The sequence below is a fragment of the Paraburkholderia sp. NMBU_R16 genome, assembly GCF_013282575.1.
Classification (GTDB): domain Bacteria; phylum Pseudomonadota; class Gammaproteobacteria; order Burkholderiales; family Burkholderiaceae; genus Trinickia.
Genome location: NZ_JAAAYE010000001.1, coordinates 43,659 through 56,731, shown reverse-complemented (window position 1 = coordinate 56,731; position 13,073 = coordinate 43,659). Strand labels below are relative to the sequence as shown.

General features: G+C 64.5%; 10 protein-coding genes. 2 read left to right on the top strand and 8 right to left on the bottom strand.

Features of this window, described 5'->3' with window-relative positions:
* Nucleotides 1–3: 3 nt before the first annotated feature.
* Nucleotides 4–1,077, top strand: a complete 1,074-nt coding sequence (locus tag GWC77_RS00240; protein ID WP_173254689.1) for a beta-propeller fold lactonase family protein — start codon at nt 4–6, stop codon at nt 1,075–1,077.
* Nucleotides 1,078–1,119: 42 nt separating this feature from the next.
* Here GWC77_RS00240 and GWC77_RS00235 read toward each other — a convergent pair whose 3' ends face one another.
* Nucleotides 1,120–3,462 carry a TonB-dependent receptor gene (locus GWC77_RS00235; RefSeq protein ID WP_173254920.1) on the bottom strand — a complete coding sequence of 781 codons (2,343 nt, stop codon included), beginning with the start codon at nt 3,460–3,462 and terminating at the stop codon, nt 1,120–1,122.
* Between the two features lie 368 nt (nt 3,463–3,830).
* On the opposite strand from GWC77_RS00235, the gene GWC77_RS00230 reads away from it, so the two are divergent.
* Complete coding sequence (locus GWC77_RS00230; RefSeq protein ID WP_254366680.1) at nt 3,831–7,217, top strand: hypothetical protein; 3,387 nt, start codon at nt 3,831–3,833, stop codon at nt 7,215–7,217.
* Between the two features lie 37 nt (nt 7,218–7,254).
* Here GWC77_RS00230 and pqqE read toward each other — a convergent pair whose 3' ends face one another.
* From pqqE to fhcD, 7 genes are all read right to left on the bottom strand, one after another.
* Complete coding sequence (pqqE, locus tag GWC77_RS00225) at nt 7,255–8,508, bottom strand: pyrroloquinoline quinone biosynthesis protein PqqE (protein WP_173254687.1); 1,254 nt, start codon at nt 8,506–8,508, stop codon at nt 7,255–7,257.
* 34 nt (nt 8,509–8,542) lie between these two features.
* Nucleotides 8,543–8,833 carry a pyrroloquinoline quinone biosynthesis peptide chaperone PqqD gene (gene pqqD, locus GWC77_RS00220; RefSeq protein WP_173254685.1) on the bottom strand — a complete coding sequence of 97 codons (291 nt, stop codon included), beginning with the start codon at nt 8,831–8,833 and terminating at the stop codon, nt 8,543–8,545.
* The gene (gene pqqC / locus GWC77_RS00215) at nt 8,830–9,570 is read right to left on the bottom strand and encodes a pyrroloquinoline-quinone synthase PqqC (RefSeq protein WP_173254683.1); all 741 of its coding nucleotides are present in this window, start codon (nt 9,568–9,570) and stop codon (nt 8,830–8,832) included. The genes pqqD and pqqC overlap by 4 nt, the downstream gene beginning before the upstream one ends.
* Before the next feature lie 80 nt (nt 9,571–9,650).
* Nucleotides 9,651–10,580, bottom strand: a complete 930-nt coding sequence (pqqB, locus tag GWC77_RS00210) for a pyrroloquinoline quinone biosynthesis protein PqqB (RefSeq protein WP_173254681.1) — start codon at nt 10,578–10,580, stop codon at nt 9,651–9,653.
* A 14-nt stretch (nt 10,581–10,594) separates the two neighbouring features.
* On the bottom strand, nt 10,595–11,197 hold the full coding sequence (locus GWC77_RS00205; protein ID WP_173254916.1) for a cytochrome b: 603 nt from the start codon (nt 11,195–11,197) through the stop codon (nt 10,595–10,597).
* Nucleotides 11,198–11,271: 74 nt separating this feature from the next.
* The gene (locus GWC77_RS00200) at nt 11,272–12,108 is read right to left on the bottom strand and encodes a formylmethanofuran dehydrogenase subunit C (RefSeq protein ID WP_173254679.1); all 837 of its coding nucleotides are present in this window, start codon (nt 12,106–12,108) and stop codon (nt 11,272–11,274) included.
* The gene (fhcD, locus tag GWC77_RS00195) at nt 12,105–13,061 is read right to left on the bottom strand and encodes a formylmethanofuran--tetrahydromethanopterin N-formyltransferase (RefSeq protein ID WP_173254677.1); all 957 of its coding nucleotides are present in this window, start codon (nt 13,059–13,061) and stop codon (nt 12,105–12,107) included. The genes GWC77_RS00200 and fhcD overlap by 4 nt, the downstream gene beginning before the upstream one ends.
* Nucleotides 13,062–13,073: the final 12 nt, after the last annotated feature.

The window sequence follows — 13,073 nt, the reverse complement described above, 5'->3', positions numbered from 1 at the left end:
GATATGCTGGAGACACGATATCAACGCGCATGCGCGGCAAGGCCTCTCGCGATTGCCGCTGCCGCACTCGTCATGGCAAGTGCCGCGTACGCGGCCGCGCCGGTGGCTTACGTCACGAGCGAGAAGGCGGGGGTCGGCGTCATCGACCTCGATAGCATGACGCTCGAGAAGACCTTTTCGATCGGCGCGAGCGGCCCGCGCGGGCTGGGCCTCAACGACGACGGCACGCGCCTCCTGGTGGCCGACAAGAACACGGGCGAGCTGGCCGCCATCGACACCGCAACGGGCAAAGTCGTCGAGCGCGTGAAGATCGGCAAGAACCCCGAGTATGTGCGCGTACATGGGGGACGGGCCTATGTCACCTATGAGCCGGGCGATACGGGCAAGCCCGAGCCGTCCGCGGCGGGCGGCAAGGGCGGTGGCGACGACGATGCGAACAAGCCACCCGCCGAGATCGCAGTGGTCGATCTGAAGACGTGGCGGGTGATCCGCTCGGTGAAGAGCGGGCATGAGACGGAGGGGGTCGAATTCTCGCGCGACGGCAGTCTGATGCTCGTGACGAACGAAGGCGACGATACCGTCTCGGTCTATCGCACCGATACGGCCGAGCCGGTCACGACCGTCAAGCTGGCCGCGGGCGGGCGGCCGCGCGGGATCAAGGCGTCGCCCGACGGCAAGACCTATGTCGTCACGCTCGAATCGCTGAGCAAATTCGTCGTGCTCGATGCGAGCGATTACCACGTGGTGAAGACAGTCGATACGAAGCTCGGCCCCTACGGTATCGCCTATGGGCCGGCCGGCAAGCATATCGTCGTGGCTGCGGCGCGTGACAAGACGCTGCAGGTCTTCGATGCGCAGACCTATGCGCATGTCACCGACGCGCCCATCGGCCAGCGTTGCTGGCACTTCAGCTTCACGCCAGACGGCAGCAAGCTGATGCTCGCGTGCGGGCGCTCGGACGCCGTCTACGTGGTCGATGCGAAGACCTACGCGCCGATCAAGCAGATCGGCAATCTGCCGCTTGCGTGGGGCATCGTCACCTATCCGCCTAGCGACGGGTCGATCGAGTCGCGGTAACGGCGTCTCCTGTGAGCGCGCCGCGGTGCGTGTGCCGCGGCATCAGTTCCACGCATAGCGCAGACCCACCCACATCCCGCGCGGCGCGCCCACCCCGACGAACTGTTCGTTCACCGGGTTGGCGCCGTCGAACGTGTGATTCGGACCGTTGAAGGCATTCGCGCCGAGCACGCCGAAGCTTGCATAGCGCTTGTCGAGCAGGTTCGTCACGCGCGCGAATACCTGAAGCTGTTTGGTCATGCGGTAGGTCGTGTCGAGATCGATGAGGAAGTAGCCTGCGATCCTGCCGTGCGTGTCGGCGTTGTTTTCGTCACCTCGGGCGAAGATGCTGCCACGGTAGGTCAGGTTACCGCCGAGGTCCCACTTCGGCGTTGCACTGTAATCCGCGCGCAGCTTGAACGTATGCGCGGGAATGCCCGGTACTTTGTCGCCCGGTTTGACCGTGATGTCGCCGTTCGCGTCGGCGCTCGAATTGCTCGCGCTGTGTTCAGTCCAGGCCGTGCGGTAGGTGGCATCGACATAGCTGTAGCTCGCGCCGATGCCGAGCGCACCGAACTTCGTTCGCCCGGCAAGCTCGATGCCTTGCCGCCGCGTCGTCCCGACATTCTGGAAGAACCCTTGCGCAGTGCCGGCGCTGCCGATGAACTGGATATCGTCGTTGAGCGAGGTGCGATAGACGGCGGCGCTCCAGCTCGTCGCGTCGCCCAGTTTGCCGCGCGCTCCGATCTCGAACGTTTTCGAGATGACCGGTTTGAGCGCCGGGTCGCTCAGAAAGTCGTTCGGCAGCGAGCACGGTGCACTCGGATCGGCGCAGGCCAGCTCGATGGCCGTCGGCACGCGCATGCCTTCGTTGTAGGTGACATAGGTGGTGAGCGCCGGTGTCGGGTTCCAGTTGATGCCGGCAGCCGGATTGAAGCGTGAAAACACGTGCCGGCCGTCGAGTTGCGGCTGGGTGCCGCTCGCATCGCCGATCTGTGCGCTGGACCAGTTGTAGCGCCCGGCCAGCGTCAGCGTCCACTGCTTCGACAGCGAGAAGGTGTCCGAAAGGTAGAGGCCGTAATTGGCGCTGCGTGTCTTCGCATCCGTTTGCGGCGCGAAGCCGCCGATGCCGATGGCCTCGCGTTGGTCGTTGAAAAACGCGTCTTGCAGGGCCGCGGTGTACCGCGAGTTCGCGATGTCGGCGGACACACCGGTGACGAGCTGGTTGTCGTGTCCGGCGATTGTGCCGAGCGTCGTCAATTGGAGGTTCGCGCCGTAGCTGTCGGTGGTGACGACCGATTGCTGATTGGTACCTTGCAGCGTATCGATGGCGCCCGTCGTGTCGGCGGTGCCGAAATCGTTGTTGGTATTGCTGCTCAGATTGCCGTTTCGATAATGCCGGTAATAGGCATTGCCGCTCAGCTGGAACGTGTCGTTGAGCGCACGATCGCCCGAAAGCGTCAGATAGCCGACGCTGTTTCGGTTGCGATCGGGGAAGGTGTACGGCTGGCTCGGGTTGCCGAGAAACGAACGCGGCAGCGCTTGGGCGCCTTCGAGCGTGTTATCGGCGCCGCCCGCCGAGACCGCGAGTGTCGTATCGGCATCGGTATAGCGCAGTTTGCCGAACGCCTGGCGCACGCGGCTCGCGTTGTGTGCGGCCCAGCCGTTGTCGTTGGCCGCGTTTGCCGTGAAGTAGTAATCGAGGTGTGCGCCGAGCGTGCCGCCTTGCTGGATTTGCGCCGTCTTGCGGCCCCAGGAGCCCGCGGTGAGCTCCGCTTCGCCGCCGGGGCTCGTCTTCCCGTTGCGTGTCGTGATGACGAGCGCGCCGCCGAGCGTATTCAGACCGTAGGTCGGGTTCGAGCCCGGGATCAACTGCATCGTGTCGATGGCGGCTTCGGGAATGAGGTCCCAGTTCACGACATCGCCGAACGGCTCGTTCACCCGGACGCCATCGACGAACACCGAGAGTCCTTGCGGTGTGCCGAGCAGCGGCGATGCGGTGAAACCGCGATAGTTGACATCGGTTTGATAGGGATTGCCTTGCGCTTCGTTGATATCGACGCTCGGCAGGTTTTTCTCGAAGTAGTCGGCAAGGGTTGCTCGGTGCTGGCGGTCCAAATCGCGCGCGCGGACCGTTTGCACGTTGGCGGGCACCTGCGATAGCGGGGTGCCCAGGCCGAGCAACGGTGTAGTGCCGACGATGACGACCGGTGCGAGGACGGTCGAACCGGAGGCCGGGGCCGGTGTCGATTGCGGCGGGCTTGTCGGCGCAGCTGGGGCAGCAGGGGCAGCAGCCGGTGTCTGCTGTGCGAGCACGGATGCCGGCAAGGCGGTGAGTGCGCCGGCGAGCACCAGGCTGAATCCCAGCAGTCGCCTGAGGTGCATTGCCCGCGCGATCTTTTTCATGGTCTCCATTCCCGCTCGCTGGTTGCGTCGTCTATGCATCGGAGGCTTGATCGTGCCGGGTTCCATTGCCGCGCGCAAGCATCGCTTTGGCTATCTGGAATCGATGCTCGGGTCTTCGATTTCCACGACCTTGTTCGAGCGCGTCTCGAGTCGATGCGACGCGCCGTGCGTTCGTCGCGACGCCGGCGAACGCAGCGTGACGATTTCGCTCCGGTCGCCGGATTTTCTCTCGCCAAGACCGGCCTTTAATTCGTCTGACAAAAAAATGTCATCTGCGATGCCTCGGTGAACGTCGCGCCGACGCATCGCTTCCAGTCCGTGCATTCCGTTCATGCAGCAACCTCATCAATAAAAATGCGAGGTAAAAAATGTTGCGCAGCAGATCGGTATTCCCTTTCGCATCGCCACTCGCGGCTCAGACAGACAGCGTTGACACGACGCTGCTCGATGGCTCCCTCGCGTCGGCGAGGCCCGCGTCCACCGACATTCACCGCCGCGGCGACCGCGGCATGTTCGCCAACCTGAAAACGCTATCCAAACGCACGTTGAAAGCGACGTCGTTGACTATCACTTATCCGTTCTACGCCACGACGAAGACTCGACCCACCCGCGCGAAGCCAAAGCCCGAGGCGGCCGCGGGCGACGCGTCGATACTGCCCGGGGACGATCCCAAGCCGCCGCGTTCGTTGGGCCATAAACACGAACGCAATATCGATGCCGTCGTACCGCAAGACAAATCGGTCTCCACGCGAGCCGAGATTCGCTTCGGATTGCCAGTCGATATCGACACGCCGAAGGGCGCGCGACGCTACATCGACACACAGTGGAAAGAGGTCGTACGCAACGGACGGTTCCAGGCAGGGGATATCGACCGGTTGACCGAGTCGTTGAGCAAATATCTGCTGGAGCGCGACACGGCCGCGCACGACCGTGGCGGCGAAGCGGTCGTCCAGGCCGGCACCTGCGCGATCATGGTATCGGACGCGCTTGCGCGAGCGACGAATGGCGACCCGCTTCGCGCACAGGCTGCATTGACGGCTCTCATCGAAGGCGATACGTCCGCTTCACCGAGAGTCCAGGCTGACGTGCTCGCACTGCAAATCGCGCTGGGAACGAGCGGCGTCGGCATGGAGACACTGCTCGCGATCGCGCCGCACACGTTGCCGCCGCGAGCGCATGGCGACGCCACGAGCGCCGAGATCCAGCGCGAAGCGTTTCGCCAGGCCCTGCGCGCGGCCGAGGTCTTGCTGGCAAACAAACCCGCCTCGGAGATCGGCCCAACGAGCCTCGATGCGCTTTCGACGATCGCCGAAGCCGCGCTGCCCATTGCGGAGCGGGAGCGGCCGCGCGCTTCGTCAGGCAACCGGATCGAACCCATCGACATCGGCTCGGACCCGTTGCCGGCCTGGCTCGTCGAGCCGACCAATACGCTTGCCGTCAAGGCGCTGAAGGCGGCCAATCTCCTGCGCGCCGCCCCAGCCGCCGATTGTCCTCGACATCTGGCTGAAGCCTACTTCGCCTGGCGCAACGGCTTCGATCGCGAGGGAGCCGGAACCGACCTGTCGAAATGCCAGCATCGTCTCCTCAAACTCCTGACGTACGCGGACCGCGCGGCCGAAACGAGCTTCGTCTCACGCGCGATGTCCGGATTCTTCGGGCTGCGCAAGTCGCCGCTCTCGGCCCTGCAAAACCTCGGGACGAGCGGACTGATGCTGCGTCAGCCTCATCACGAATTTGCGCTTTTCACCGATGCGCTCGACGCGGTGAAGGCGCGTCTCGTCGATTGCTTGAACGACAGTACGGTACCCCGGCCCGACAAGGTGCAATATGCGCTGAAGATCGCTGCGTTGGACCAGTGGCGTCAGCGTATGGCATCGAAGGGGTTGCGATCGAGCTATCGGTTTTCGTCCTCCGATCTGGAGGCGATCGCCGTTCGCGCACGCGCGCTCACGCCGAACCGAATACCGCTTAGCAAGAAGGAGAGCGCGGCCTACTTCGGGATCGACCATGGTGGCGAGACAGAAGCGGGTCCTTCGACCTCGGCGCGGCCGGGCAAGACGATTTCCCCGCTGCCGCGCGAGGAGCTGGCAGACCATAGACGCAATAGCGAAGCGATACGAGCGGCCCTGCGTCAACTGGACAAGATGACGCCCTCGCTGTTGCGCGATTGGGCCGAGCATGCCCCGCGACCCGAGAACAAAGCCGGTTGCGCCGACGGTGACGAGGGAGCGCATACTTCGCTGCTGCCCGACACCGTTGCGGAGAAAATCCGTGCATTCGAAGCACGCTTTGTCGACGTGCGGCCGAAGCCGGGCGATAGCGCAGCACAACTCGACGCCATCGATGCGATCGCGAAAGAGATGCCCGACACCTACGACATCCGCTTGAGCAGCGGCGGCTCATATGGTGTCGCGAGCGTGACGTCCGAATCGCTCGCTGCGTTGTCGAGTGCGGCAGCGGTGCCAATGGTCGCCGCGTTGCCCGATCTCGGCGCAATCAAAGGACGGCATGCCGTCATCGACATCGGCTCGAATCAGCATTTCGGACACATTTTTATCGGCACGGATTCGCGCAAGGCCATTTACGGCGGCATAGGCGGCTTCGCGGGATGGTCATTCGGCAAGAAGGGGCTTGCCATGCTCGGCGTTTCGGGTGGAGCACGCCGTAGCCGCAATACGGGCGGCCCGTGTGGCGTGACGATTCGCACCCGCCGATCCGATGACGAAGCGCAGGGTATCCCGGACGCATGGCGCACAAAGATGCTCGGTGCACTCGGTGCGCTGCGCACTTCGGGGCCGAACAGCGGCCGTCCGAGGACTGCGGAAGAAATGTGGTCGGGCCTCGCTCAGCGTTATTGGAAAGACCCGGCGCTCTCCGTGAGCTGGACCGACAACCGGGACGGGACTATCGCGACGTCGGGTTCCGCCAGCGCCACCGCGCGGGTCGGCACCGCCACGACCAAATGGGGCCCGTCGATCTCGGCAGGCACGACGCTGGTTCACAAGGCCCAATCGCGGCTCGTCGACAAGACAGGCAACCACGGGATCGATGTTGCGGCGGTGGCGAGCGGGCGGGTGACGCCCGTTGCGTTCACCATTGTGGAGGGCTTGCCGGGCGCGCAGCTCCATCAGGGCGCACAGGCCCATCACAACGGGCATGCGCATGCGCCGCATTTAGCGGCTTTCTCGTTTCCATCGGCGCCGTATATAGGCGTCGGCACAAAACTCTTTGCGAAGAATACGAACGCAGCGCTGCGCATCGGTCACGATAGCGATCGTATCGTACCGAAGCATACGTTCCGGGATACGGAGTTCGGCACGTTCAAGGAGTTCAAGCAATATGTCGATTGCTATCGTGCGGAGTGGCTTGCCGCTCTCGGCGGAGACAAGGATGCAGTGAAGAAGCTCGACGACATCATCGTTGCGATCAAGAAAGGCTCCGCTGCTGGCAACGTCGTGATGGGTGAGCGTTGGGACATGACCGGCGAGGCGGCCAAGCGGCTCGACTTCCTGTTTCATTTGAAGCAGCGTTACGAGCGACAGCCGAAGCCGAGCGCCGCCGAGGCACGCGAGCTGGCACACATCAATGCCGATATCCGCCATGTGCTCGCCGGCGAAAGCAGTTGGCGCAGGCAGTCGCTCTATGCTTATGAGTCGCTCGGCGCGCAACGCACACTGGGCTTGTCGTTCCTGCTCAACGCTCAGAGTCTGCAGAGCGTCTCGGGCGTCCGTGAGCTGGCGGTACTGGGAACGTAGTGGACTGGGTCGGGGCGCCGACAAATGCACACCGATGTCACGACTTGGCTCCAGCCTCGTTGCGCGTGCCGCATGCGCCCCCGCTCTGTGCATCCGCCTCGTGCGAAAGCCCGCTGAGCTTGCGCGAATTGGCGTCGTTGCGAAAGAAGATCGGCTGTTGCGTGGCACCGCCTTCGCCGGCACTGGCCTCGGCATGCCCGGCCCGCTCGACGAACTGCACGATTTGAGCGTGCGCGGGCGACTTGTCGCAGACCGGATCGGCGTTGGCCGCGTCGCCCGTAAGAAGATAGGCCTGGCAACGGCAACCGCCGAGATCTTTCGTTTTTTCTTCGCAACTCCTGCAAGGCTCCTTCATCCATTCGAAGCCGCGGAACCGGTTGAACGCGTCGCTTCGATACCAGATGTCGGCCAATGCCGTATCGGTCACATTCGGGAACGAAAGGCCCGGCAGCGAGCGCGCCGCATGGCACGGCAGCGCCGTGCCGTCCGGCGCGACGCCTAGAAACACCGCGCCCCAGCCGTTCATGCAGCGCTTCGGACGGCGTTCGAAATAATCGGGCACCACGAAGAAGATGCGGCAGCGATCGCCGTGCGATTGCCGGTAGCGTTCGACGACGGCCTCGGCCGTCTCTAACTGTTCTTGCGTCGGCAGCAGTTGCGCACGGTTCTTGTATGCCCAGCCGTAGTACTGCGTGTTGGCGAGCTCGAGGTATTCGGCGCCCATCGCGAGCGCCATTTCGATGATCTTGTCGACATGGGGCAGGTTGTAGCGATGCAGCACACAGTTGAGCACCATCGGGAAGCCGTGGCGCTTGATGGCCTCGGCCACGCGGCATTTCAGGTCGAACGTACGCGTGCTGCTCAGAAAATCGTTCAGCTCCTGCGTCGAGTCCTGAAACGACAGCTGGATGTGATCGAGCCCGGCCTTCTTGAGCGCACCCAGGCGCGCATCGGTCAGCCCGATGCCCGAGGTGATGAGGTTCGTATAGAAGCCCAGCTCTCGCGCGACGGCCACGAGTTCCTCGAGGTCATCGCGCAGCAGCGGCTCGCCGCCCGAGAAACCGAGTTGCGCGGCGCCGAGCGCGCGGGCTTCGCGCAGCACGGCGATCCACTGCGCGGTGTCGAGCTCCCGCCGGTTCGCCGCGTAGTCGACCGGGTTATAACAAAAAACGCAATGCAGCGGGCAACGGTACGTCAGCTCGGCAAGCAGCCACAGCGGAGGGGCGACGCCCCCGGTGGCTTGGGCGTCGTCGGCCGTGGCACCCGCGACGGGAGAAACGAGATCGGTCATGACATGGCTCCGTCGATTGCGGCCTCGCGCGTGGCTAGGCAATCCATCCGCGCGTGCGCGCTTCGGCGAGGAACGCGCGCACCTCGGCCTCGATCCCGGTCGTCTCGAACGCGCGCTCGAGCTCGGCGACGAGCGCTTGCAGATCGCGCGTGCCGTCGCAGCGCTTCAGGATTTCGGCGGCGCTTTGATTGAGCTTGACCATGCCCTCGGGGTAGAGCAGCACATGCGCGTTTTGCGCCGGTTCCCATTGCAGCCGGAAAATCGATTTGAGCGAGGGGTGCTCGGCGGGCGGCGCCGCGCTCGATTCATGCGAGGTTGCGTTCATGCCGGGAAAGCCTTTTCGATGGAGTCGAGCATCGACCAAAGAATGTCGAGCTTGAATTGCAGGATCGTGAGCGCACGCTCCTGCTGGTCGCGGCGCGTGAAATGCGCGAGCGTGACCTTCAGGCCGTGCTCGACATCGCGCTGCGCGAGCGGAATGCGCGAACGGAAATAGGCGAGACCGTCCGGGTCGATCCACGGATAATGCTGCGGCCATGTCGCCAGCCGGTCCTTGTGGATTTGCGGCGCGAACATCTCGGTCAGCGAAGAGCAGACGGCCTCCTGCCAAGGCGCACGACGCGCGAAATTGACATAGGCGTCGACGGCAAAGCGCACGCCCGGCGTCACCTGCTCGAGCGACCAGAGCGCGTCGCGTGTCAGTCCGACGGCCTCGCCGAGACGAGACCACGCTTCGATTCCACCGGCATTGTCGCCGTAGCCATCGTGATCGAGAATGCGCACGACCCATTGGCGGCGCGTCTCGCGATCGGGACAGTTGGAGAGGATGGAGGCATCCTTGATCGGAATCTTGATCTGGTAATAGAAGCGATTGGCCACCCAGCCGCGAATCTGGTCGCGCGAGCATTGTCCGCTCGTCATCCGCACGTTGAAAGGATGATGGATGTGATAGCCGGCGCCTTTTGCCCGCAGTTGCGCTTCGAATTCCTCCCGGCTCCAGGCCGGCAGCGCGGGATCGACCGCGGGCACGGGCGCCGTGCCGAATGTATCGTTCACGTTCATCGGTTTTCGTCTCCTGTTGCGCCCGTGCCCAGCCTGTGGCGCATCATCGCATTGGTTTTGCGGCGGCGGGCCGCAGCACACTAGAGCTCGAACGTCATGCCGTCTTCGGCGAGTTCGATGCCGTGCTCGGCGAGCGTGCGGCGCTCGGGACCATCTTCCACCAGGATCGGGTTCGTATTGTTGATGTGAATCAGGACCTTGCGTACTGGCCGCGCAGGCGACGCGCCGATTCCATCGAGCACCTCGATCATGCCGCCCGGGCCCGATTGGGGCAAATGCCCCATGTCCGCGGCGGTCTTTTTCGAAAAACCGAGACGAATCATTTCATCGTTCGTCCAGGTCGTACCGTCGACGAGCAGCAGATCCATATCCTGCATGGCCGCCAGTACATGGGGTTCGAGCACGCCGAGGCCAGGCGCGTAGAACGCGCGCTTGCCCGTATCGAGATTCGTGACGACGAGCCCGATGTTGTCGCCGCGCTCGGGGGCCTCGCGATGCGGCGAATAGGGCGGCGCCTTGCTCGTCAGCGGCAACGGATCGATGCGCACGCGCGGCAGCGCGGCGAGCACGATCGGTGCGCCGCCGAGCGCGATGGCATGATGTTCCACGCCGCAGTAGTGCGAGAGGATCGGGCCGATCGGAAAACCCGTGCTCAGATCTTGCCAGACGGCCGGCGTCGCATAGAGCGGCAACGGCGTGCCGCGCTCGCGCAGCATCAGCAACCCGGTCACGTGGTCGATCTGCGCATCCATGACGAGTACAGCCGCAATGCCGGTGTCGCGCGGCTGCCGCGCAGGCTGCAACTCGGGATTGGCGGCGATTTGCGCGAGCAAATCGGGCGATGCGTTGACGAGCAGCCAGTCCTCGCCGTTCGCGCTGACGGCAATCGACGATTGAGTACGACGCTTCGCTTTGACGGTGCCGCGCCGCACGCCGTCGCAGTTATGGCAGTTGCAGTTCCACTGAGGAAATCCGCCGCCGGCGGCCGAACCCAGTACTTTGATTTTCATCCCGTATGCGAGCGCTAGGCGCCCCCTTTTTGCGGTTTGGAGCGCCGCGGCAGCATGGTGAAGAGCAAGCCGTCGCGATCGATCCATTGATGCTTGAACACGCCGGCGATGTGCAGCGCGACGAGCCCGATCATCATGTAAGCCAGTACAGTATGCCCACCGAAGAAGATCGCGCGCAACCCGGGGTCGTCCCAGCCCCACTTCGGCAGCGTCAGGCCCCACCAGCGCGTGCCGTAAGTGTTGAACGAGGAGCCGAGATAGCCGGTGACCGGCAGCGCGACCATGCCTGCGAATAAAAAGACCTGCGTCGTGCGCGCGGCGGCGCGTTGCCACGGTCGCATCGGCGGCAGCGGCGGCCTTCCGACGACCACGCGCACCAGGATGCGTAAAAGCACAAGCAGGAAAACCGTTAGCCCGAGCGACTTGTGAAGATTGATGAGCGTCGCTTTGACGGGCAACCCTTTGGGCAGACCGACCATGTAAAGCCCCAGCGCAATCAGCGCAATGATCCCGAATGCGATCAGCCAATGCAGCGCCATGAGCGGTGCCGCGAAGCGGTACGCGTCAGACGGCACGTCGCGATGGCGATCGTAAGTCGGTTCGGCGGTGGTCCTCATGGTCGTGTCCCGAATGATGCTGTCGGCTCTTTCTCCATTGAGCGCCGCAGCGCTCGCGAGTTCGATCGTGCGCGTCATGCGACGATCAGTATTTCCCCTCGGCCGTCCACCGCCACGTCGCCGGCATAGCGCCGAGGCAGCTTGTCGGGAGCGAGGCGCGAAAACGGCGACGCTTCGCGCGACAGGCTCTTCACGAGCAGTGCCCAAAATACGTCGAAGCCGCGGCCGCCAGCGACGAAGGTCGCGGGCAGTGCGGCAGGTGCATGGGCGAGCACGAGCGTGCCTCGCCGCATGCCATAGCCGTAGTGCTCGCCGACTTGTCCGGCTACGCAGATCGTGCCGGCGACAAGCCGCGACGCCGCAAAGGCACCCGCATTGCCGCCGACCGTCACGAGCCCGCGCCGCATGCGATCCGCGAGCCGTTCGCCGGCGTTGCCGCCGATCGCGAGCGTGCCGCCTGTCATGCCTTCCATCTCGCCGGCCCGCGCCGCGGCGGCGAAATCGCCGCAGTTGCCCGCGATGCTCAAGCGTCCGCCGCGCATTTCGCAGGCCGCGAAGTGTCCGGCATCGCCCTCGATCTCGAGCGTGCCACCGCGCATTTGCGCGCCCGCGTAGTCGCCCGCCGTGCCGAGCACCCGCAGCGTGCCGCGCTCCATGCCCGCACCGATGCGCAAAAGCCATTCGCACTGGCCCTCGATCACGAGCGTGGGTGCCGGATCGCCCGCGTTGCTGCCCGTTTCGCTTCGCGACACATCGAAAAGATCGCCGATCGCCACCGTATTGCCGCCTGCACGCAGCCCGAAACGTTCGAGCGTCGCGAGCGGCATCGCGGCAAGCGCATCGGGCGCGAGCGGCGAGCCGTCGATCTCGAAGCCGGGCGGTGTCTTCACACGTAAAGTGGTCGTGCTCATGGGGTCCGGCTTCCTTCGATGCCTTCCGAAAGGCGATGCAACGGAAAGTGATAGGGACCGAGCTTGCCGCCGTAGTTGCCGGCCGAGATTCGCACGACGCCGGCAGGCCGTCCCAGCGCTGTCGCCGCGGCGATGCCGGCCGTCATCGCCGCGCCGACATCGGCCTCGGTCAGGCCATCGATGACGATTTCCAGCACACAGCCGACATCGGCCGTCAGTTCGCTTTTCGCGGACAGACCGATGAGCGTCGGGCAAAACGCGTCGTTCGTCGAGGCCGTCGCACCGGTATATTTGGAGCCGACCTTCGAGCCCGAGCGCACGATGCCCCCAGGGAACGGCAGGATCACGTTCGGCAGCTTGCGCATCGCGGCGACAGCGGCCTCGGTCGCGGCGAGCGTCGCATCGATGTGCTCGCCGAGCAGCAGCAAATTGCCGCCGCCGACGGCTTTGACGGTCGGCACGGTATCCGCGCACAGGAATTCGCCGTCCATGACCGGCACGCGCCAGTAGCGCTTGTCGTCGATCATCTTCGCGATCTGCCAGCCGTCGCCGAAAAAGCGCAGCCGGCTGCCGATGCCGGCATCGTCCGACAGGGGCGCCGCGCTCGTCGCGGCGTCGATGCCGGCATAGACAGCCGTGGTGGGACACGTCAGCACGCATTGGCCGACACGCCGTTCGAGCTGCTTGGCGAGCTCTTTCGTCGATACGGCGAAAAGCAGCACCGATACGCCGGGGCGTCCGTCGGGCGTCTCATCGGCGTGCCAATCGCGTTCGATGCCGGCTTCGCAGCCGCAGCCGATGACGGAGGTGGCGAAGCCGGCGAGCGCATTGGCCGCGTGGCGTGCCCATATGGGCGTATGCGCGGTGATGACGAGGCGTGTCGCCTTCATCGGAAACGCTTCGGCGAACGTGTCGTCGATGACGGTGCCGTTGATCGTGCGCGGTAGGCTCATCGTCGTCGGCCC